This window comes from Priestia sp. TRM10, assembly GCF_057808375.1.
In genome coordinates this window covers 35688-57988 of record NZ_JBJZOT010000002.1, presented here as the reverse complement: position 1 = coordinate 57988, position 22301 = coordinate 35688, and the positions used below count along the sequence as shown (strand labels likewise).

26 protein-coding genes and 1 riboswitch are annotated in these 22301 nt (G+C 35.5%); of the genes, 6 read left to right on the top strand and 20 right to left on the bottom strand.

The annotated features are described in order from the left end of the window. Nucleotides 1–72: 72 nt before the first annotated feature. Both ACK3CR_RS00360 and ACK3CR_RS00355 read left to right on the top strand, forming a co-directional pair. Entirely contained in the window at nt 73–345 is a 273-nt protein-coding gene (locus ACK3CR_RS00360; RefSeq protein WP_243510100.1) for an autorepressor SdpR family transcription factor, read from the top strand. Beyond that, complete coding sequence (locus tag ACK3CR_RS00355; RefSeq protein ID WP_488974524.1) at nt 342–977, top strand: SdpI family protein; 636 nt, start codon at nt 342–344, stop codon at nt 975–977. The genes ACK3CR_RS00360 and ACK3CR_RS00355 overlap by 4 nt, the downstream gene beginning before the upstream one ends. A 66-nt stretch (nt 978–1043) precedes the next feature. On the opposite strand, the gene ACK3CR_RS00350 is transcribed toward ACK3CR_RS00355, so the two are convergent. The 4 genes from ACK3CR_RS00350 to ACK3CR_RS00335 form a co-directional block, all read right to left on the bottom strand. Next, the gene (locus ACK3CR_RS00350; RefSeq protein WP_488974523.1) at nt 1044–1676 is read right to left on the bottom strand and encodes an esterase/lipase family protein; all 633 of its coding nucleotides are present in this window, start codon (nt 1674–1676) and stop codon (nt 1044–1046) included. A 221-nt stretch (nt 1677–1897) separates the two neighbouring features. Next, entirely contained in the window at nt 1898–2386 is a 489-nt protein-coding gene (locus tag ACK3CR_RS00345) for a DedA family protein (protein WP_480380721.1), read from the bottom strand. Continuing rightward, the gene (gene pssA / locus ACK3CR_RS00340) at nt 2377–2910 is read right to left on the bottom strand and encodes a CDP-diacylglycerol--serine O-phosphatidyltransferase (protein WP_488974522.1); all 534 of its coding nucleotides are present in this window, start codon (nt 2908–2910) and stop codon (nt 2377–2379) included. Before pssA ends, ACK3CR_RS00345 begins: the two co-directional genes overlap by 10 nt. Nucleotides 2911–2931: 21 nt before the next feature. Continuing rightward, a complete protein-coding gene (locus ACK3CR_RS00335) occupies nt 2932–3408 on the bottom strand; it encodes a MarR family winged helix-turn-helix transcriptional regulator (RefSeq protein ID WP_243510111.1) in 477 nt (158 codons plus the stop codon). A gap of 613 nt (nt 3409–4021) precedes the next feature. On the opposite strand from ACK3CR_RS00335, the gene ACK3CR_RS00330 reads away from it, so the two are divergent. Further along, nucleotides 4022–4630 carry a CPBP family intramembrane glutamic endopeptidase gene (locus ACK3CR_RS00330; protein ID WP_488974521.1) on the top strand — a complete coding sequence of 203 codons (609 nt, stop codon included), beginning with the start codon at nt 4022–4024 and terminating at the stop codon, nt 4628–4630. A 57-nt stretch (nt 4631–4687) separates the two neighbouring features. Here the strand turns inward: ACK3CR_RS00330 and ACK3CR_RS00325 are convergent, their stop codons facing one another. From ACK3CR_RS00325 to ACK3CR_RS00275, 11 genes are all read right to left on the bottom strand, one after another. Further along, the gene (locus ACK3CR_RS00325; protein WP_488974520.1) at nt 4688–5611 is read right to left on the bottom strand and encodes a dihydrodipicolinate synthase family protein; all 924 of its coding nucleotides are present in this window, start codon (nt 5609–5611) and stop codon (nt 4688–4690) included. 254 nt (nt 5612–5865) lie between these two features. Next, entirely contained in the window at nt 5866–6414 is a 549-nt protein-coding gene (locus tag ACK3CR_RS00320) for an HD domain-containing protein (protein ID WP_488974519.1), read from the bottom strand. Between the two features lie 107 nt (nt 6415–6521). Next, on the bottom strand, nt 6522–6740 hold the full coding sequence (locus ACK3CR_RS00315) for a hypothetical protein (protein WP_328123980.1): 219 nt from the start codon (nt 6738–6740) through the stop codon (nt 6522–6524). A gap of 116 nt (nt 6741–6856) precedes the next feature. Further along, the gene (locus ACK3CR_RS00310; protein WP_488974518.1) at nt 6857–8311 is read right to left on the bottom strand and encodes a sensor histidine kinase; all 1455 of its coding nucleotides are present in this window, start codon (nt 8309–8311) and stop codon (nt 6857–6859) included. Then, nucleotides 8299–8979: a response regulator transcription factor gene (locus ACK3CR_RS00305; protein WP_488974517.1), complete on the bottom strand. Its 681-nt coding sequence runs from the start codon at nt 8977–8979 to the stop codon at nt 8299–8301. The genes ACK3CR_RS00310 and ACK3CR_RS00305 overlap by 13 nt, the downstream gene beginning before the upstream one ends. Nucleotides 8980–8986: 7 nt before the next feature. Beyond that, a complete protein-coding gene (locus ACK3CR_RS00300) occupies nt 8987–9757 on the bottom strand; it encodes an ABC transporter permease (protein ID WP_488974516.1) in 771 nt (256 codons plus the stop codon). A gap of 15 nt (nt 9758–9772) precedes the next feature. Further along, entirely contained in the window at nt 9773–10600 is an 828-nt protein-coding gene (locus ACK3CR_RS00295; RefSeq protein ID WP_243510129.1) for a DUF2705 family protein, read from the bottom strand. After that, the gene (locus ACK3CR_RS00290; protein ID WP_328123976.1) at nt 10597–11322 is read right to left on the bottom strand and encodes an ABC transporter ATP-binding protein; all 726 of its coding nucleotides are present in this window, start codon (nt 11320–11322) and stop codon (nt 10597–10599) included. The genes ACK3CR_RS00295 and ACK3CR_RS00290 overlap by 4 nt, the downstream gene beginning before the upstream one ends. Before the next feature lie 62 nt (nt 11323–11384). Further along, nucleotides 11385–11639: a hypothetical protein gene (locus ACK3CR_RS00285; RefSeq protein WP_243510135.1), complete on the bottom strand. Its 255-nt coding sequence runs from the start codon at nt 11637–11639 to the stop codon at nt 11385–11387. Then, nucleotides 11632–12000: a hypothetical protein gene (locus ACK3CR_RS00280; protein ID WP_243510136.1), complete on the bottom strand. Its 369-nt coding sequence runs from the start codon at nt 11998–12000 to the stop codon at nt 11632–11634. Before ACK3CR_RS00280 ends, ACK3CR_RS00285 begins: the two co-directional genes overlap by 8 nt. 147 nt (nt 12001–12147) lie before the next feature. Beyond that, nucleotides 12148–12984 (bottom strand): pentapeptide repeat-containing protein, encoded by an 837-nt coding sequence (locus tag ACK3CR_RS00275; RefSeq protein WP_328123975.1) that lies wholly within the window; start codon nt 12982–12984, stop codon nt 12148–12150. A 322-nt stretch (nt 12985–13306) separates the two neighbouring features. Next, a riboswitch (cobalamin riboswitch) is annotated at nt 13307–13500 on the top strand. 124 nt (nt 13501–13624) lie between these two features. On the opposite strand from ACK3CR_RS00275, the gene ACK3CR_RS00270 reads away from it, so the two are divergent. Together ACK3CR_RS00270 and ACK3CR_RS00265 are read left to right on the top strand one after the other, a co-directional pair. Continuing rightward, nucleotides 13625–14422, top strand: coding sequence for a HoxN/HupN/NixA family nickel/cobalt transporter (locus ACK3CR_RS00270; protein WP_410915057.1), 798 nt, complete (start codon nt 13625–13627; stop codon nt 14420–14422). 280 nt (nt 14423–14702) lie between these two features. Next, the gene (locus ACK3CR_RS00265; protein ID WP_243510143.1) at nt 14703–15188 is read left to right on the top strand and encodes a hypothetical protein; all 486 of its coding nucleotides are present in this window, start codon (nt 14703–14705) and stop codon (nt 15186–15188) included. An 87-nt stretch (nt 15189–15275) separates the two neighbouring features. Here the strand turns inward: ACK3CR_RS00265 and ACK3CR_RS00260 are convergent, their stop codons facing one another. After that, a complete protein-coding gene (locus ACK3CR_RS00260) occupies nt 15276–15629 on the bottom strand; it encodes a hypothetical protein (RefSeq protein ID WP_243510145.1) in 354 nt (117 codons plus the stop codon). A 623-nt stretch (nt 15630–16252) separates the two neighbouring features. On the opposite strand from ACK3CR_RS00260, the gene ACK3CR_RS00255 reads away from it, so the two are divergent. Then, nucleotides 16253–17035, top strand: coding sequence for a DeoR/GlpR family DNA-binding transcription regulator (locus ACK3CR_RS00255; protein WP_243510146.1), 783 nt, complete (start codon nt 16253–16255; stop codon nt 17033–17035). A 142-nt stretch (nt 17036–17177) separates the two neighbouring features. Here the strand turns inward: ACK3CR_RS00255 and ACK3CR_RS00250 are convergent, their stop codons facing one another. From ACK3CR_RS00250 to ACK3CR_RS00235, 4 genes are all read right to left on the bottom strand, one after another. Then, a complete protein-coding gene (locus ACK3CR_RS00250) occupies nt 17178–19448 on the bottom strand; it encodes a rhamnogalacturonan lyase (protein ID WP_328123972.1) in 2271 nt (756 codons plus the stop codon). Nucleotides 19449–19568: 120 nt separating this feature from the next. Further along, nucleotides 19569–21128, bottom strand: coding sequence for an MFS transporter (locus ACK3CR_RS00245; protein WP_328123971.1), 1560 nt, complete (start codon nt 21126–21128; stop codon nt 19569–19571). Between the two features lie 157 nt (nt 21129–21285). Further along, complete coding sequence (locus ACK3CR_RS00240) at nt 21286–21564, bottom strand: glycoside hydrolase family 88 protein (protein ID WP_488974794.1); 279 nt, start codon at nt 21562–21564, stop codon at nt 21286–21288. Nucleotides 21565–21939: 375 nt separating this feature from the next. Then, nucleotides 21940–22215: a hypothetical protein gene (locus ACK3CR_RS00235; RefSeq protein ID WP_488974515.1), complete on the bottom strand. Its 276-nt coding sequence runs from the start codon at nt 22213–22215 to the stop codon at nt 21940–21942. Nucleotides 22216–22301: the final 86 nt, after the last annotated feature.

Genomic DNA, 22301 nt, shown 5'->3' with positions numbered 1-22301 from the left:
CAAAGAATTCCTTTTAATTTAGTATTTAGGTAAATACTTAATTAACTAAATACCGAAGAAAGGACTCACCTTATGAACAACGCATTTAAAGCTCTCGCTGATGGGACCCGTCGTAAAATTTTATCTCTCTTAAAAGAAAAAGATATGACAGCTGGAGAAATTGCAGAACAATTTAATATGTCAAAGCCTAGCATTTCTCAGCACTTAAAAATCTTGAAAAATGCTGACCTTGTTTCAGATGAAAAAAAAGGTCAGTATGTTGTGTATTCTTTAAATGCGACTGTTTTCCAAGAACTCGTGAGCTGGGCCCTTGATTTTGTTGAAAAAGGAGATGAAAAGAAATGAAAAAACACGTCTTCCCTCTTATCATTATGTCACTTTCCATCTTATGTTGGGTGATCCTCTACAATAAGCTACCCTCTCAAATTCCGATGCAGTGGGGAGTTGATGGAACTGTAAACTCTTACGCACCTAAGCTACAAGCAGCGTTTACTCACAATGGAATCTTGCTGTTCTTGTATGCCGTTTTAGTTCTCTCCCCTAAAATGGATCCTCGGAAACAAAACTATCAAAAATTTTCACGTTCATATCGAATCATTACGCTTGCTATTATGTTGGTTTTGTTTCTTCTCAACATTTCCGTTCTTCTTGCAAGCCTTGGATATAACTTAAATGTTACAACCATTACTCCTATCCTTGTTGGTATTTTGTTTATTATTTTAGGAAACTACATGCAAACGGTAAAACCTAACTTTTTTATTGGGATTAGAACTGCTTGGACACTCAGCAATGAGAAAGTATGGAGAAAAACGCACAGACTTGGTTCAAAACTGTTTATCCTAGGAGGTTTCTTATTCTTCGTAACTCCGTTTGTTCCAGAACAACTGTTATTTCCTCTGATCATCTCTATTATTCTTGCTGTTGTTCTTATTCCAACTCTCTATTCATATGTTCAGTATCGGAAAATGACAGAATAATACTTTGCCACAACAAAAAACCTCTCTACTAATATAGTAGAAGCGGTTTTTTGTTGTAGCATTAGCTTAATTTGTGTTCAAGCCTCCGCCATTTAATCCTTCTTTAATATATCCGTTTACTTGATTATTTGCCAATAAACCGATATGAGTGATGCCATAAAGTTGAATGTTTCTTGCTCCTTGTAATCGAGAAAGACTAGGAAGAACAATTCCATCGTTTATACTGTAGATTGAAGTATATAAGATTTTTTGGTTAGGATCTGTACCTGGCAATGCTACTGAAGAAGATAGACCGTTAGCTCCACCTAAAGTAACAACATTCTCAATTTTGTCCCCGCCACCAAGATACTTGATGTAATAAAGCGTATTTGCTCCTCCCATGCTATGAGCTACAATATCAACTTTATCTGATCCTGTTTCTCTTAGAACGCGATCAATGTACGTTGCAAGCTGTGGTCCGTTTGTGGAGTTAGAACCTGCTTTGTTGTAGAAATCAATGGCATAGAACTGACTTCTATCCCATCCTTGCAATCTTAAATAGTTTTCAATACTGAAGAAATTATAAGAAGCCCCTCCAATACCGTGTACAAACACAACTGGATTGTGAGCAGACTGGGCTTTAGCACTTGATGGTTGAACACCAATAAAAGATAGAAAGAGTGCCAAAGATAGAACTGCTGCCATAATGACCTTTTTCATGCATAAACCTCCTAAAATTATGTAATAAAGATAATTATATACAACGTTCCTAATTTTGTTAATATATTTTTTAAAAAAAGGATAATATTACCTATAAAAAATTTAATATTATTAAAGACTCAATGCTATTGATAGAAAAATATTGTTAACACCTTCAACCAATCCACACAAAAAAAGCGCCCTAAGTTTTTCAACTTAGAACGCTTCACTCCGTAACCACCTTAAAAACGAATAACACCGGCAATTCTTCCAATTGTAATAAAAACAAAGCACCATAAGAAAGCACCAATGGCTACAAATAAGAGATATTTTTTTAAATTCATCCGGGTAATGCCTGAAAAATAGCATGTCACATGGCGCACACCCGGAATAAAGTAGCCAAGGATAAGCGAATATGGCCCATATTTCTTCATCCATGTTTCCACTTTATCCATTCGTTTTTCTTTCAAACCAACCCACTTTCCATACTTATCAATAAAAGGACGACCTGCTTTCCTTCCAATAAGGTAGCTAATCATCATTCCTAATAGAGCACCTGTAAAACTAATAACAATAGCAAGTTCATAGTTGAGCGTACCAACATGTGTAAAGTACCCAATGAGCGTCATTAATACTTCATCAGGAATGGGTAAACCAACAATTCCGAGCGTAAGCATCAAAAAAACAGCAATATAGCCATAGTGTGTAATAAGATGCTCGACTAGTTCCATCCTTGCGTCTCCACGTTTTCAGGGGCTTGGCTCTTGAAATGTGGGAATTTGACTCGGCTTACCATAAGATAAGCAAGAATACACGTCCCAATGGCTAGAATCACTGGGTTATGTACAGAACTCAGCACAACAAGACAGATTGCAGCGAATGGAGCAGGCATTCCAATAAATGTTGATAGTTTGCTTTGTTCAGCATTAAAACGGGCAAGACGAAGCATTCCACAAACATTGAAAGCAAGTGCACATAAAAGACCGATAAGCGGCAGTTCATATAATGACACACTGTAGGCAAGCATTGATGGCGCAACGCTAAATGTGACAAGATCAGCTAAAGAATCCAGCTCTTTGCCGATTTCTGAAACAACATTAAGCTTGCGGGCAGCTAAGCCATCAAAAAGATCAAAAAACATTCCTGTAAAAATCAGCATAACAGCTGAATGAACGTGGTGAAATAATAAAGAGTGAATAGCTAAAATTCCACAAATAAAGTTTCCGATTGTAATCATGTTGGGTATATAAATCACAGTGTAGTTAAACCTCCAGTACTATTCTCTATGTAATGTACCTTTTTTCTGAGTTGTTTCATTTTCTTCTTTAATAACTTCATTAATTTTTTCCATTGTTCGTGTCATATGTGTTAAATCATCTAAGTTCACTTTTGAATAATAGTTCTTAATAAGCTTTATGTCCAATTCTTGGAGCAAAGAGACATACTTTTCTCCATTTTCTCCTAATGATATAAAAGATTCTCGCTTATTTTGTGGGTTGACCGCTCGTATAATCATTTTATTTTGTTCAAGTTTTGAGAGAACTTGACTTACAGCACTTTTCGTAATACCGAACGAATGAGCAATTTCGTTTGCCGTTACGTTTAAATGCTTAGCTATATAAGCTAAGATGAGATCCTGCTGCATTGTTAAGTCAAACTGATCAATTTTTTTCGTCTCATTAGCAATTAATACTCCAAACTCTTCAAAGGCATCGTTCATTTGTTTAATAATCTTTTGATACTCCGACAACACTTTTTTACGCTCCTTTTATAACGCTATTTTCATTACTTTTTAGCAAAATGCTAGAGAAATAATTTCTTCTGCAATTAGTTAAGTTAACTTAATCAATTATAAAAGTAGTTCGATTGTAATGTCAAATTTTTCAGGAACGCATATTAGCATACCATATAAAAAGACCTTGTGCTTAGTTTATGGAAATTTATATACATTTCTATACGGTTTTTCCTTTTTTGTTGTTCTCTAAATTCAAATGATATTTAAAAAATGAGTTGACAGTAAAGAATATCTCTCTTATAGTTAAGTTAACTTAACTTTTGTTAATTAATTCCTTTATAATGTTCTTAAACTTATCTCAAGTATGGCCTCCTAATAAGAGTCGAAGAAGAAGGCGAAGAAGTTTCTCTTTTGAAAGAAGTAATTTATGGAGAGAAATTTGCAGATGCCTAAGAAAAGGTGTAGAAACCTAGGCTTTGCAGACTAGCTTTTTCTAGAACAGATTGAACAAAAATCTTGTAATCTATCCTTACTATCTTAAACTTTGGACCCTCTTATCATCCTTTTTCTGTTAGAATATGAAGATATAGGTTTTACTATATATAAAATTCATCAAGAAAGCAGGTCATATATGAGCACAGTACAAAATCATTCAAAGATTGAAAAAGAAGAGCTAAATTTAAAAGACGCTGTTTTTGTTTTTGCCTCTTTTACTTTAATGGGCATAGCAGCGATCACACTGTTAATTATTTTTGATGTTTTGACGCTAGATCAATTTTTATCATTTCATAACCCCGCTACACTTATGACCATGACGGTTACAACAACGATAGGACTTATCTTATTCGGTATTTTTTTAACAATTTTTATTCCTTCTCATTACATTGATAATCAGAATAAGCAATACCAAACATCTTCTATATCAGCACTACTTTCTCTTTTTCTTTTTGGATCATTGTTTGAAGAGCTTTTATTTAGAGGGATTGTTCAAAATTTACTTCTTCTTTATATAGAAGAAAGCTGGGTCGGGATTTTTATTACTTCTCTTCTATTTTTAGCTCTTCATGTTCAATATTTTAAAAAGCCTCTTATGCTTTTTAATATTCTATTACCAAGTCTTGTATTTGGTTGGGTATATGTGAAAACAAGTAATATTTTATCACCAATCATCGCCCACTTTTTTCTTAACTTTGTCATCACCATCCTCTTTAAGTATCGAATTCTAAAATTAAAATCCTAAACAACAAAGACTCAAAGCTAAAAGCTCTGAGTCTTTGTTGTGACTCTATTAAAAAACTTAAGATAACACAATAGAATCACCAAGAAACGTTGTTAAGAGTGATTTCAACTCTTTTTTCTTCTCTTCGCTAAGCTTGCGGGTTGGAGCTAATACATCTGTTGACACTTCTATCCCTCTTAAACGAATAGCTTCTTTGGCAACATTCATAAAGGGCGAGTCTAATTTATATAAAAGCGGTAAAGGAGCAAGTTGACGATGAAGCTCAATCGCTTTTTCGTAGTCTCCTGTTTGAAAAGCTCTATAAATTCCAACAGATAGTTCTGGAGCAAAACTTGCTGAGAGCGGAATTGAGCCATCTCCTCCTAAAGCTAGCGTATTAAATAAGTGATCATCATACCCTGAGAAAACGACAAAATTAGGTTTCTCTTTTTTCACTTTTAAAATGAGTTCTCTTGTATGCCCTACAGCGTCAACCGTATCTTTAATTCCAACGATATTTGGATGTGCTTGAGCGAGCTTCAACACTAAATCAGGAGATAAATCTGTTCCTGTTAATGAAGGAAAGTTATATAGCATGATGGGGAGATCTACATTTTGCGCGATTTCACTATAATGCTCAAAAAGACCTTCTTCAGTTAAGGGCCAATAATAAGGGTTAATAACAACGATACCGTCAGCTCCCTTTTCTTGTGCATGAACGCTCAAAGAAATCGTCTCCATTGTGCTTGACGTGCCTGTACCAATCAGAACGGGAACACGACCGTTTACATAAGGAATCACAAACTCCGCTACTTCTCTTCTTAGCCCTGCTGACATTTGACTAAATTCCCCTCCAGAACCTAAAAAGAAAAGTCCATCAACATTTGATTCAATTAAGAAATCAATTAGGTTTTTCATTCCTTTTTCATCAATGCGTCCATCTTCATATAAAATAGTTGGAATTGGCGGGATAATCCCTTTGAATATTGGATCTGCCTTCACTGCAACCTCTCCTTTTATTTTTATATAAAACGCTTTCATTTTAGAATTTCTGGATGTTTTTTTATCGTATCATATCCTATGGTTTTTTAGTTATTTATTTGCATTTCGTTTATATTTTGCGAATTAAAATATCCACTACTTCACTCTCTTATGAGTTGATTGAAGATTGAAGATTTAATATAAAAAGGAATCTTTATAAAGATTCCTTTGCTTCTAAAAATAAGCATAGTAACAACTCACTTAAGCTTTCCTCTTTACTTTTCAAAAAATGTTTCTAATTCTTTTCTAAACTCGTAAAAAAAATCAGGCACTTCCTCTTCCTTCAAACCAATAAAAAGATTATGAGCAACGTTCAGATAATACCATTTTTGCTTTTCGTATCCCCGTTTAAAGTGTGTCCATACTTCCTCTCCTTGCTCTTTGTAGTCTTTTTGTAGCGAATGTAAATTTGATAATTTATCCGCTGCAATAAGAGCTTTTACAAGTAATGACCCGCTTTTTGCAACGGCAATTGTATGAGCTTTACGCTCTTCCCAGCTTTTAGACTTATCTTCCGTATGAGCCCCAACAAGAAATGCTACTTCTTTTCCAAAAAGAACCTTAATGTCATCTAATGTGGCCTCTGTATCTTCAACCGTATCGTGAAGAAGACCCGCGATTACAACACTTTCTGGCAAGTTTGCTTCTTCTAATATTTTACTCACCTCGATAGGGTGAACAATATATGGAAGGGAACTTCCTTTTCTTTTTTGTTCTCCATGCATTTTGGTTGCAAATGCTAGCGCTTTTTCTTTTGCATTCATCCCATCACCTCTTGGCTTCCTGTTGTTTTTATCATATGTGATATTGATGGAAAAACCAAACATTAATACAATAAAAGAAGCGGCTGCTAATGCAGCAACCGCTTCTCTTATTTGTGCTTCTTCTCTGTCGAAGAAGAATCCTTTGTACGATGCTTTCTTTTTTCGTCTTTCTGATCTAGTTCAACCTCTTCAAGTGGAATATGATCGACGTTTTGTTGGCTTTCAAATTTGTCTAACTCTGTTCGGTCTTTCACTTCGGATTCTTTTGAAGGTTCATTTTTTATCCGTTCTTCTTCTTTATAATCATTATGTCTCGTTTTCACCATTTTTTCCTCCTCCCTTTTTTGAAGTATTCTATTATATTTTCTTTCGTATTTTCGTAGATAGTTATACTTCTTCTTTAACCTTACTAGGAGAATTTCAAACACGGCTCGAAAAACGGTTATGTAAGCGGAAGCTCTATTTTAATATATGCTCCCCCTTCTTTTTGATTATAAGCCTCAATTTCTCCCCCATGGTTTTGAACAATAGAGTGCGCAATATAGAGGCCAAGCCCTGCGTTTCCTTCTGTACTACCTCTTGATTGATCTTCTCGGTAAAACTTCTCAAACAGCTTTTTGTTATGATTTTGTGCAAACCCAGGTCCGCTATCTTTCACTTCAAATAAAACGGTCTCATTGTGGCTCGTAATATCCCAGCTAATCTTTCCGCCCCGAGGAGTGTAGCGAATACAGTTTGTGATTACGTTATCAAAAGCTTGTGCAATAAGCTGTGGATCAATATGGAAGACTTCCTGTTCACCATGGATTGTATAAGAAAAATCAACATCTTTCTTCTTGCTTAAAAGTACAAATTCGCTCCCTTTTGATTCAACAAATTCTTTAATATTAATTGGTTCTTTTTTTACAGAAAACGTAACATTCTCTAAGACGGAAACATCGCGAAGCTGATCAAGTAAGCGAATGGAACGAACTGTATTTCTAAAAATGGTTTGTAAATAATCATCAAGTCGCTTCGGATTGTTTTTACTTCCTTCAAGAAGTCCTTCTGTATGACCATGAATGATCGTAAGTGGAGTTCTTAAATCATGAGCAATCGCTGCTGTCATTTCTTTTCGGTCTTCTTCAAGCTTCCATTGCCGTGTTAGTGACTCTTTAAGCGCCACTCTCATGTCTTCAAATGCATGAACAAGCTGATCTAATTCTCTCGATTCTTGAACTTTCGGTAGCGAAAACTCCAAGTTATTACGCTGAATTTTATGAGATGCATCAATAAGCTCGTTGAACGGTTTCTCAATTTTCCGGCTAAATCGACGTCCAAACAGATAAGAAAAAAGATAGAAATATAGAAAAGGACTACTAAATAATAAAACCGTTGCACCTACAATAAACAAACGGTCATTTGGATTAGAAGAAGCAAGCGTTAATTTGTAGCGCAACAAAACAGCACCATTCACTTCTTTTTCTCTATTAAACAGGGGATAAAGTTTAACAAAATACGTATCATCATGGATATCACTGTTCAGCTTAGAATAAAGATCTCGTTTACTTCCGATATACGTTTTTTCAATTGAACCGTATACAACATTTCCTTCTTTATTCAGAACTTGATAGCCAATCCCTTCTGTTGGAATCTCTTTTTCAAGTCTGCTTTGAAAACTTCGGGATGTCATATCACTTTCATGTTTTTGAACAAATGCGAGCACATCAGGGATTTTTTTCTCATAGTAGTTAGCAGGGTTCAATCCGTTCGGAATAAGGAAGATAATAGCACATAGCACAATAGCTCCTGCTGTAATAATGGTCGCAAGTATACTAAATAAGAGGACAAGATGAAATGAGGTCACGAGCTGGGTTCTTAGACTTGCGCTCTTTTTCCGTTTATTCAACTTGCCCATTTATAGCCAATGCCCCACACTGTCGAAATATAGTCTCTGCATCCTTTATATTTAGAAAGCTTAGCGCGAATTTTTTTTATATGCTCTGTCACTGTTGAAGAGTCTCCTTCTGCATCATATCCCCAAATTTTTTCATACAGCTGCTCTCGTGTGAACACTTGTCCCGGATGAAGCGCTAGAAAGTGCAGAAGCTCAAACTCTCTTGATGTAAATGGAAGTTTTTCATTGTTATATAAAATTTGATAGCCGTCTAAGTCAATTGTTAAATAGCCAAAATGAAGTCGATTATATGCTGTGCTTTCCGTCCGCTTCTCTCGCCTCAAATGAGCATAAATTCTCATTTTTAGCTCCTTCATGCTAAATGGCTTTATTAAATAGTCATCTCCTCCAACTAAAAGACCTTTGATCCGATCTTGCTCTGTTTGTTTTGCACTTAAAAACAAAATCGGACAAGAGACATTTTTACGGATAAGTTCACAAAGCTCAAATCCGTCCATTTCAGGCATCATCACATCTAAAAGAATAAGATCTGGCCGTTCTTTTAGTTTGGTGAGCGCCTCTTTTCCATCATAGGCATATAGCACATCATATCCTTCATCTTCCAAGGCATCTCTCATAAACGAGATAATTTCTTTCTCATCATCCACAAGCAGAATTTTTTCTTGCATTTTATCTTCATCCTATCCATTCTTTTTTCTTCCATACGGTTATATTTATTATAATGCTAAGTCCCAATATTGGAAATAGAAGGAATAAAAAATTATCTGAACTTGTACCGCTTAGTTGATAAAAAATCGAATCGGTCATTGAAAAGAAGAAAAGAAGCTGATCTGACGCATAGACACTCCCAATTAATATAGCGATTAATCCAACATATGAAAGAATGGCATTTGGCATAAGAACGCTCACTAAGCTAGCAAGTGTAATAATTGTGAGAAAAATAGCAAACGCAATGCCGTAAAATTTAAGCGTATAGAGAAATGCTCCCATCGCATCTACATCATGCCCACCTAAAAATACCGTATGTTCTGCATTCGGCATCACAATTTTCCCAAACAAAAACCCGGTTACACCTGTAATAACTAACACACCGAAAAACAGAAAACATTGAATAAACCACTTCGCTAAAAACAGCTGTAAACGTGACTGAGGACGAATTAATACAAGGCGCAGTGCCCCTGACGCATATTCCCCGTTAAAACTATCTACAACAAGCATTGGAATGAGAATAAATGTAAGAAAGAAAGCTAAATCTCGTAAATAAAGGGGAGAAGAATTTAGCGAATCCATCTTTACATCATGTTCAGGATCAAAGAAAGTGGTTCCTCCCATTGCAAATAAAAACAAACATTCAAACCCAAGCAACAACAGATAAACAACAAGCATAATAATAGTCTTTTTCCGTTTGAAAGTTCTTTCTAGTTCACTACAAATTAATTGTTTCATTTCTGCTCTCTCCTTTTATAAAAACGTTTCTTTTTTTCGAAGTGTTAAAAATGTTAGCGTGCTGAAAAACAAAATATAAAATCCCATCACTCCTAGATTCCATAAAACAAACTGTGGTTTTTCAGCAATCATCGTTGTAATACCTTCATGTTGAATCATCGGAATTGATGCGAAAAAGAATTTTGCAAACGTTACTTGATCAATAAATCCACTAAATACTTTTAACATATAAGGATAAGAGAATGAGAAAAGTAAGAAACCCATTCCTCCTCCAATGGCTGCTGTCGTTGTTTTACTAATAACGGCAATAAATACTAGCACAGCCCCGATTGCAACGGTCGTCATATATGACAGCCCATAGAACTCAATATTATAAATTAAGCCTTCTTTAAAGCTAAACAACTCGTTATGATAGAAAACAGCATAGTTTGCCTGATTATCAAAGAAAAAGAATCCTATCAAATAACTACTCAAAAAATAGATGATAAAAAAGAGAAACAAGAAGACCAGTATAACGAGCACTTTAGCTGTGACAAGCTCACCGAGCGAACGGGCCCGAATCATCACCATACGTAGCTGTCCTGTTCGGTATTCTTCTGTAATCATCAATGTAATAAAAACAAGTAAAAGCGCATTAAATGCGGTAAATAACATCTCAGATAACCCAAGTACAGCAAAGTTTCCTGTGAACGTATATTCTGGTAAGTCAGGACTTAGCTGCCCGTTTTGCTTCTGCAAATACGAAGCAGCAACAAGTAGTCCAGCAGGTGCCATCGCTAACACAATCCACGTTAATTTCCGTTTAAAAAGTCGCTCCCATTCCGCTAAAATTAATGCCTTCATCGTGACACCAACTCCACAAACGCATCTTCTAAGTTTTGATTTTCAGATGCAAATTCATTTAAATCTCCGTTCCACATTAATTCGCCTTCTCTAATCACAACAATCTGGTCACAAACGCGCTGTAATTCATCAAGCAAGTGGCTCGAAATTAAAATCGTTTTTCCATACTCCTCTTTTAGCTTGAATAAAAGCTCGCGTAGTTCTCTTACCCCAATGGGATCGAGTCCGTTTGCTGGTTCGTCTAATATAAGAAGTTCAGGATCTCCTAAAAGAGCTTGCGCAATTCCTAATCGCTGCTTCATGCCAAGCGAATAAGTGCGAACTTTATCATCTTCCCGTCCTGTTAATCCAACAATTTCAAGCACTTCACATACTCTTTTTTCACGTTCACTTTTAGAACTAATATGAAGTCGCGCTAGATTATGAAGATTTTCTCCTCCTGTCATATATGGAAAGAAGATGGGCGACTCAACGATTGCTCCTACTTCCTTTAACGCTTCTTTACGATCTGTCATAATATTTTTTCCATTTAATAAAATTTGACCCCCTGTTGGTTTAATCAAGCCTGTTAGCATACGGATAAGCGTTGTCTTCCCAGCTCCATTTGGCCCTAATAATCCGCAGATGTCTCCACCTTTAACACTGAACGACACTCCTTTTAATAACGAGCGTTTTTTCATTTTTTTAGATACGTTTTGGACATTTAAAATTGTATTTTTCATAAGAAAATCCCTCCTAACGTCAGTATAGGAGGGAATTATAAACATTTTATAAAGTTTTAGAACTAAAGAAAAAATTTTCCTGCTGCAACAAGAGCAGCAACTTGGGCGGCTACTTTTAGGAAATCTACAAAAAAGCTGTGCCAGCCAACTCCTTTTTTCACAGAGTTTTCAATTGTATCAAGCTGTTTTTGAATGATTTCAAGCTTATATAAAATCGTTTCTTTCTGAATCGTAAGCGCCGTAATTTCTTTATCTTTTTCACTCATTCGATTTTCAAGTTTTGCAACACTTTCCGTTAATGACTCAATCTTATTCATCTTCCTTCACATCTCTTGTTCCCCATAAAGCAAGGAGAGCTATTGCAAAATAAACGCCTACTCCCGTGTTTAAGGGTTGCTTTGCTAGAATAAATCCCGCTGCCATCATTCCATACAGAAACGTTGATGAAAGCAGTGATATTTTACGCATCCACGCTTTTCTCCATACGAGTCCAAGAATGAGGGAAATCAAACTTAAAATAAAGATACTTGCCCACTCTGCTTCATTACCAATTTCCTGAAACGTATAAAAAAATTCAGGGCGGTTATGAAACAACTTGTCATTTACTACTAGAACCATAGACCACCACGCTGTAATAAGAATTAAAAACATTTCAATAAAAACATTTCGTTTTTCCATAGCATGCCTCATTTCTATTCTAGCTTCTATACTCTATGAAATTTTTTTAATACTTGTCACATTTTTATATAAAAAGTCCTCCTATCCCCTTTTCCCCCTTCTCTACAAGCTATTAAAATAAAAAAGCGTAAGAACTTTTAGAAGTTCTTACGCTTTTTGCCAATGAGCTGGTATTTTTAATGACGGTGGCAACTTTGTATAACTATTTCCCTTTGCTGCGTTTACTTGTGCTTGAGTAAGAAAAAGACTTCCCGTCAAATCTGCCCCGCTAAGATCTGCATCCCTAAAGTCTGCTCCAATCAAATCTGTAAAACGAAGATCTGCTTCTCTAAGATCTGCTGCAATAAGGAGTGCCCCTCTTAGATTCTCCCCTTTAAGCTTTGCTTTCCTAAGCTTAGCCCCTATATAATCACTGCTATACTTTCGTTTTTTCTTATGAGTGATGTGCGGGCGGACTAATTCACTTGTTTGTAAAAGCAGTGTATTTACTTTTGCTCTATGCCCTGCAACATCTATATGTAAAATTTCTTCTGGAGATTGTTCTGTCATCTTTTCCGTTTCTCTGAACATCTCTCTTAGCTCAGCATGAATAAATTTTGTTTCCCTATAGCCCATTGCTTCATATAAGTAGGAAAGCATTTCGTGAAGTTGCTGAACAATCGGATAGACGCTAAACATTTGTTCAGCATATTGTTTATTTTCTTTCCATTCTTTCCTCTTATATATAATTCTAGATACTTTTTGACCTGCTCCAAAACATTCATAAGCAACACAACCGCGAAAGCCTTCCTTCATTAAGTTATCATGAATGCCGCACAAGTAGTTATCTTGCAAATTCTGGCAAGGTGTTCCTCCATCTTTATCAAAAGCAAAATCAGCTGACTTTGCATATGGCAATGCAACACAGCATAAACCAAAACAGCTTGTACAGTCTGAATTCAATGCTTTTTGAACTTCTACTTTATTTTCTAATTCAATTGACACTTTTATCCCATCCCTTTTTTAATCCCGCTATATTCATATTAAAAGGAATGAGGTAAAAAAGGAAGAGATTTGTAAATTAGATTTCCACTCTGTTTATATTTCTTGTTAACCAAGGTGATGAATGTTTTCTAACTATTTAATAAGAATTTGAATTTCTTTGAATAATGAGGACGTTTTTTATCGATTATCATCCTTTCTTCCTTTCTATCCATAGTATCAGTAGTGTAGAAGTATGCTAGACCTTTAAAAAGAAAAGATTCGTTTGGAGGATTTAACTTTTACAAAAATATGGTATACTACCAAAAAAAGCATATGAAAACGATAATTAACCCGCAGTTTAGGGGCTCTTACTTTTTAAAAGGAGGAGGTAACAGGGAACCAAGTGAAAATCTTGGGCGGTCCAGCCACTGTTATGAAGGAGTTTTTCGCCAGATGCCACTTAACAACTCTGTTAGGGAAGGCGGCAAAAAATGATGATTTCAGAGCCAGGATACCTACCTAATCTGTACGCTAGGATCTTCTAGGAAAGAGAGTAGTGTATACATATTCAGCATTGTTTATTTATGCTGCTTATTTGTTATACATATTTCCCTCAACCCTAGAAATGGTTGAGGATTTTTTATTAAAGGAGGCTACAAAATTGGAAGGTTTATCACTTTTTGCATTTGTATTTGTTTTAGGATTAAGGCATGGGCTTGATGCAGACCATTTAGCTTTCATTGATGGTCAAACAAGGTACAACTGGAGGATGAAAAGTCCTTTCTCAAGATGGGTTGGTACATTATTTTCGTTTGGACACGGGGGCGTTGTCGCATTAACTGCTGGAGTTTTAGGAATGGTGATGAGTAACTTTACGTTCCCATCATCCTTTGACATCTTTGCTTCATGGGTCTCTATTTTATCTTTATTTTTAATTGGTACATTAAATACGTACAATTTAATTCGAACAAGAGGTAGTAAGGAAGAATTTCAGCTTAGTGGGTTAAAAGGGAAATTCATCCCAAAACTTGCAAAAGGAACAACAAATCCGCTTCTTATTATTCTGATTGGTGCTCTCTTTGCCCTAGCAGCCGAAACGGTGAGTCAAACAGCTGTATGGACATTAGCTGCGGGCAATTCAAGCTCATATACTCCCTTATTATTAGGTCTAGTTTTTATGGTTGGCATGATGATTACAGATACAATTGATTCTTTTGTTGTACACAAGATGGTCAAAGACTCAAGTGAATTTGGTCAAGCGGCTTCACGCCTTATGGGCTGGGTCATTGTTGTACTCGCCTACAGCGTTTCTTTCTATCTTGCTTTTACATTCTTCAATCCATGGGCAGAAATAGACTTTGAGATTGTTGGCGTTATCCTTTTTCTATTTCTTCTTTCAATGTTTATTTTTGTCCGTTTCAAAGCTAAAAAAGCAAACAACAGTGTTCAATCCGTGTAACAACTGTGAATTTATCTGAGAGAGCAACACATCCTTTGCTCTCTTTTTCTCCAACTTAAACAAGTCAGTTTGTAATAAGAAACAAACTTGATAGAAACTCTCTCATTTTACGCATCTTTCTTCCACATATGATTATTAATCGTCTTTCTATTACAGGCAGTTTCTCTCTTTCAGCTTATTTTATCTCTTTAATAAAAAATTTCTCTTTACATAATGTAGATAGAGGACTCATTTAGGGTAATGATACACATAAAGGAAGATAAATAGGAAGGAGTCATTTATGAATATGAATCTTGTCATCATTTTACTTGCTTTAGCAGGACTTCTCATTATTTGCTGTAAGACCTTTAGCTCTCCTTATATTGCGTGCAATGCCGTCGGGACATTTTGCAGTCTATTCACTGCTCTAGCTATGATTCAGCACCAGCTTTCAATCATTGAAGGACTCATTATTATCTGTGTCATCTTAGTGCTCGCTTACCTCATTTATACTCCTTTGAAAACAAGCTTATTTGTTCGAAACTGCTATATTATGTTCAATGTTAACTTCTCTAAGTCACAAGAGATTATAGAAAGAGAAAACGCTAATATTACGATTATTACCAAACCGCTAAACACTCTTATTCTTTCCTATAGAGAGCACCAAGCAGAACAAGCACACCATCTAAAAAAGATACTTAAACAAGAAGCACAAGGTATGCCACTATCTGGCTTTCTTCTTCTCTCAAGCTCTATTATTCTCTATTTATGGCAAGGTATTAGCTAAAATATACCTAAAAAAGCAGTGAGAAACCGAAAGCTTCTCACTGCTTTTTTCACTTCCATTTTCTATATTAATAGAAACGAAACGGTCTTACATATTGAAGTTTTGAACAATTCTTTTAATGATGTTTTGTTCTCTCTCTTCTAATTCACTCATTATGTCTTCAAAGGCTCTAGTTGATTCATATGTATTTAATACTTGAAGTGCCGCAATACTATAGTGACCAATTGTATCTTTTCCAAATATTTTGTGAATCTCTTCATTTCTATACTTGCTTAGCTCGATAAGTTTAGAAATAACTTCTGCATTGGATATGTTACCCTTTACAATTTGGATAAGAGCCGTCACTTGTACTTTTGGATATGGATGATCTAAATATTCTATTGCTGCTGTCTCATCGAAGCTGTTTTTTGTTTTCTCTTCCTTTACAACTGGAAATCTCAATATTTTTCCTCCACATTTGCCGTAATCCGTTGTTACTAAGTGATGTAAGTTGCTTTTATCTGTTGTCTCTACTATATATGTTATGCTTTACAGTCAGAAACAAACTTTAGCAAGCTAGGTTCTACCCTATATCACTATGCTCTCTTCGCTCTCCTCTCTTTTCTAAAATGATAGGAACTTATAATATATATGGTAATTTAGTTTTAATATGGTCATGTTGACCTTTACATGATAAATCTTACCAGATTCCATCTCCTCTATAAAGTAGCATTTATAAAGAATAAGGGATTTTCAATTTTAAAAATGACACGTTTTGCAGTAAATACTCACAAAAAAACCTCCCTAATAAAACATTTACATCATTATCGCACTTTGATTCAAAAAACAATTCAACGAAAACAAACTTTTAATTTTTTTATTTATATTTGTTTCACTCTTCTCCTTTATGTTTTTTCTCCTTCGCTAGCCTTTGAACGTCTTTAAAAGAGCTCATTCTTCTAAGAAAGCATAAACTATAGCGTGAATTTATATTAAAAAGTATGATATGATGAGACAAAATAAAAAGAAAACAACATATTCCTCTGTAATTTGTTTTACAGATATTGAAGGAAAGGACGTTATGAATGCTAGTAGCCGAAAGACAACAAAAAATTGTGGATTTAGTTAATTTACGATCAAGCATTCGAGTTTCTGAGCTTAGTGAGCTTTTTGCTGTTACAGAAGAAACCATTAGACGTGATCTTGAAAAACTCGAAAAAGAAAATAAATTACGAAGAAGTCACGGTGGAGCAGTGAGTGTCCAAGAAAAAGAAAGCGAAATAGATTTCTCAGAACGAGAAATTACAAATGTATTGGAAAAGAAAATAATCGCTCATGAAGCCGTAAAAAGAGTAGAAAACGGTGACCGGATTATTCTTGACGCAAGTACAACCGCATGGTATATGGCCAAAATACTTCCTAACATTCCGCTCACTGTCATTACAAACTCTATTAAGGTTGCGATTGAACTTAGCAAAAAGGACCGAATTGAAGTGATTTCAACTGGTGGAATCCTGCTTCCAAAATCCTTGTCTTATGTAGGACCGCTAGCGGAGCGATCGCTTGAGAATTATCATGTTAATAAAGCCTTTCTTTCCTGTAAAGGTATTGATTTAACTAGTGGATTAAGTGACTCAAACGAATGGCAAGCTCTCTTAAAAAGAAAAATGATTGAAAGATCGAATAAAACATTCTTGATGGTTGACTCTAGCAAGTTTGGTTACCGAGAGTTTTCACATATCTCTACTCTAGATCAAGTTGATGAAATGATCGTGGACGTAAAACTCCCTTCCCATTCTCAAGAGAAATTAAAAGAAAAAAACATTATCGTTACGACCGTTGACTTTGTTGATAAACCTGCTTCTTAAACAAACTTATTTTATGATAAGTTTGTTTTTTTGTATTTCCCCCAGAACTAAGACAAATTTTATATATTGATCTAGTTCTGTTTTCAAGAGAATATCAATAGAAAAAGCCGAAGCTCTTTAAAGCTCCGACTTTTCCCTTAACTTAGTGATGGTTTTTCAAAAGAGGAACGTCGCGCCAATTCATATCAGAAGCAAAATAGAAGCTCGGATATGCAGGTTGATTATACCCCGTATTTTGGTTGGCAATTCCTGTTCTGTACTGCTTATCCTGCATTAAGGTATATAACTTATGATTTGTTTTTTCTGTGCTCATATATATGCGAAGTGCTGAGCTATCCGCTTTCTTCACAATAAGTTCTTCTCTCCAGTCTCCAAACAGGTCAGCAACTAAGCTTGGGTTCCCTTTTGTGCCATTGTTTGTACTCGTATTTGTAGCTGTTAGTAATCGTCCCTTTTTCCAGTCATCGATTGTTGGCGGCTCTGCAAAGGTGCCCTTAATGATTTGGGTTGTCATATCAGCTCCCCATCTAATGCTCATATTTGTTCCTGGAAACTTCTGATCTATTTTTTGGCCATCAGCGCTTAATAGACTTGTAGCCCACATTTCTAATCCTTCATGAGCAGGATCAATATCTCCTACAATCCCACGACCTGTATCTTTACCTGTATATTCTCCAACAATTACTTCTCCTGTTTTCGCATCACGTAAACTATAGCCATAAGGTGCTTTTGTGCCATTTTCATGCACCATAAAAATTTCTAGTCCGCTTCGTTTTGGATTAATGTCAGCAACGTGCAGGGTATCGCCGTGACCAAGCTTCACCCTTTCACCACTTTTTTCACTTTCAGGCGGCATCTTATCGTAGGAGCTATATAGCAACTTACCATTATGATCGATTGTCGCGCCTCCATACACTATTTCCTGCTTTCCATCATTGTCAACATCGCTTGTTGTAAGATAGTGAGCACCTTGATTTGTAAGAGTACCATATTTTTTACTTTCCCCATCTTTCTCATGTGGATTGCTGTTAAATGGGTTACTCATTGGTGTCCATCCACTATCAACAGCCCAATATTTCTTAAGTTTTTTTCCATCCCAACGATATGAAACAACATTTGCTCTTGTATAATATCCTCTTGCAAAAATAGCGTATGGTTGATCCCTTTCAAGGTAAGCAACACCTGAGAGAAACCGATCAACTCTGTTACCTGGTTCAATTCTTGGGGTTGCATAGTCGCCCCACATCAATCCATCATCATAGCGCTGAGGTTCATAGTCTATCGTTTCAAGCTCTTTACCTGTTGCACCTTCAAATACAGTTAAATATTCGGGTCCTTCTAAAATAAACCCTTGGAAGTCGCGCAGTTTATTTCGTTCACTTCTCTTTGGTGCATATTCATCCATAAAGTAATCAGCTAAACTTTCTGCATCCTCCCGTGATAGGGGATAGCGATACTTCTTAGCAATCCCAAAACATTCTTCAAGCGTTTTCGGCCAATTTCCTTTTTGAACTTCTTCATGCTTGTGCCAATTCATAAACATCTTCACAACATGACCATAGTAATCCTCACTGCTCATTCGGTAATCATCGCTATGACGATATCCTGCTTTTATATCTTCTTTAGGCATTGTGATGAACTTCTCACCTTGTACATTTCCACGCTTATCAAACTGAATGGTTTTTGTACCTGGCGCTGTTTTGAGCATCATCTCTGCTTTTCCATCTTGATCAAAATCGTATACTAAAAACTGTGTATAGTGAGCACCAGCTCTAATATTAACGCCTAAATCAATTCGATAAAGAAGCGTTCCATCAAGTTTATAACAATCTATATACGCATTGCCTGTATACCCTACTTGTGAAACATCTTTTGAATTTGACGGATCCCATTTTACAAAAAGCTCGTACTGTCCATCGCCGTCCACATCTCCAACGCTCGTGTCATTTGCTTCATACGTATAAGTTTGGCCATCAGGTGTTCTCCCATCCTTTGGTTTCTTTAGCTTTAAATCGTAATATGCTTCGTTCATTGGTGTAACAACAGCGCTTTTCCCTGTCCCTTTTTCCTTTTGAGAAGAGGAAACATAATAGGTAGACTCTAAATTCCCATCTCTGTCTAAAAAATTTGTACTATCTTTTACAACCGCAATTTTCTTTCCGTTTCGATATACGTTAAAGTTCGCACCTGTTAACCCTGTTTTTGAATAGCCTGTTGCTTCCTGAGACAAAAAACGCCAGCTAAGATAAACTCCTTCTGAGGTGGAGACGGCTACTAATCCACGATCAAGCTTTTCTCCTCCTTTCATTGTTTTCCCGTTCGTATCTGCCCAAGCAGGCGTTGTCATACATAATAAAGGTATAAGCAGCATTATAATCATTCGATTTAAAAGTGATGGTTTCTTTCTCTTCATTTTTTCTCCTCCTTAAAACGCTTACAAAAACAGAACTTCATCTTCCTTTTAATCTTAACGTTCGATCTGAATAGAATTGAAGCTTTGGATAATGAACAAGTAAGTTTTCCTTATAAGAAGCTATAGCGTTGTTTTGATATCAGGTCCTTCTTTTCGACTCTTTTTATAAGCTACATAGTTTTCATATCCTACAGGATTGTTTCCCCATGTTTTTTCATAGTCCCATCCTGTTAATTTTTCCACTACTTCACGAGCTTCAGGAGACGCTTCTTTTTTAAGTCCGCCCTTTTTCAGCCGCTGAATTTCAGCTAACAATACAACATGATTTTCTTTAGTTAATTTATAACGATAAGAAATAAGTAAACCGCCAATAAGAAAGAGAAGTGTTCCAAAAAGCAAGATACTTGTAATTGTCTGAACAACAGATGAAGATTGAACTTCTTGCCCAGAAACAAAGCCTGATAAGTCTAGTCCAACGCCAACTAAAAAAACGGCCAGAGCTTGAGAAGCTTTTCTAATTAAACTCATTACACCAGCAAAAACTCCTTCGCGGCGCTGTCCTGTTAGAGCTTCATCAATATCAGGAATAAAGGCATAGTTGTTCCACGGAATATAGTTAAGGCCTCCGCGCCCTAATCCAGCAATGCCAATCATAATAAACATAAGAAGTAAACTATTTTCAACATTTGTAATCCTCAATGCGGCAAATCCTAAAATACCTACCATAAAAAAGATAATTGCCGTCCGATAAGCAGGCGCTGGATTCAATTTAATCGTCAATGTCATCGCAATCCATACTCCTACAATCTGGAGAATATACATAACAGTTAAGAGGTTAGAAGCAACAACAGCATTATGCATGAGAGCAAAAACAATGAAGTACGTAAATACAGCATTAAACACATCTTGACTTAAATAGCCTCCTAAATACATTCCTAAATGATGTCTAAATGTTTTAACGCGAAGAGTTGAAAATAAATCAACGTACACCTTTTCAATTTTTTGAAGCAGCGTTTTCTTATCAATCTCTTTTTCAATCGGAATTTCTGATAGTGGGCGCTCCCACGTATTTTTATAAAGAACAAATAACACAACAACAAAAATTGCGGTGAAAATTAATCCTGAATAAAGAAAGCTTAGCGGATCATCTTTCCCTAACGATTCAATAAGTCGACCAGGAATAAAGGAAGCGAAAACAGCGGAAATTTGCGCAACAAACATTCTCGCACCAGTAAGCTTTGAGCGTTTTTTATAATCATCTGTCATTTCTGCTGCTAGTGTGTCATATGGAATTAAAATCATAGAGTAAGCGATTTCAAAAATAATGTAGGTTAACATATAATACCAATAGTTAAAGCCATCTACCCATATTAACGCATATATAAGCATAAGCGGAATGGCTGCTAAAATGAAAAATTTTCTCCTGCCAAATCTTCGACCAAGCTTTGTTTTATGAAAATTGTCGGTGATATATCCCATTGCAGGAGCTGCAACAGCATCTACAACCCTTGCAACTGCAAAGATTGAGCCTGCTTGTGTTGCTGTTAATCCACAAAATGTTGTATAAAAGTACATTAACCATGCAGCAGTGAGGGCAAATGCTCCTGCTCCTACAAAATCTCCTAATCCATAAGAAAGATAGTTTACAAATTTAATTTGTCGTTGAGGTTTACTCATCATATTTCCTCCGTTTTCTTCAGCTTTTAAAAAGAAGCTTGTAGACAAATAGCAATGTGAAACATAATTAGCGCTTGAGAAAGTAGATTAAAAAGAGAATGAAATAAGCTTATTTTTTAGTAGGAATTCATGCTATTTTCTATCGACTATGTTCTAAATGTTAAAGTATAAGTATTCTACTAAACAAAGAGTGGCCATTGCTTTTTGTACGAGGCATATCGTGATACAACCAATCTCCCCATGTTTCTAAATATGGCAAATATGTTGGATTTTTTGTTTCTTCATAGAGATATGTGAGCGTTAACATTTGAACCATTGCATTTACATTTTTTTCGACTGGCGGTTGTTCAAACTGCTGATTAAACCACTTTATAATCATATTTAAGATGTTTATCGATAATATTTCATCATTCCATATAGCCCAATTCCAGCGGTCCATTCCCAATAGTTAAAACTTTTGTTATCAATCTTTCGTCTGTCTTTAAGCAAAATTGCATATTTTCCTTCTGGATCATCTAAATTAACTAAGTTTTCAATCAAAAAGCTAATGATTTATTCAAGTTCTTTTCTATCCATTTTTCTCTCCTCTCTATAAAGCAAACGTTTTCAAAAAAATACTCTCTTTCAACACAAAAACAACAAACAAACCTTTATTTACATTTGTTTATTTCTGTTATTATTTATTATTATATTGACTTTGTTTTGTTTATGTCAATAATATTCTTTATTTTCTGATTATTTATTTTTTCAAAAACAAAAAAAAGACCCAAAACTATGCATTAAGCTTTGAGTCTTTTCTAACTTACATTCTATTTTAAACTCCAAACAAGGCCGTTCCAATGATCATATACATAATAGGAAAGAGAAATAAAAGGCCATTTGCTATAGCTCCAATAAAGGAAATTGCTCTTTTCCTCGTTGTATAAGCTCGTAAAGCAAAGAAAATGCCAATTGGACAAAATAATAGGGGAAGAAAAACAGGCATTCCTTGAATTTTTTCAAGTGGAACAATGTTAAATAAGAAGTTACAAATAAGAATAAAGGGAGTAAAAAATAGAACATACGATAAGGCAGTAAACGTTTTGGACATGTGTTTGAGCTCCTTTTTATACAAAAATCCGTTTTTTACTTTTTTAATGCTCCCTTTAGACGAGCTCCACTTTCCTATAGTTTCAA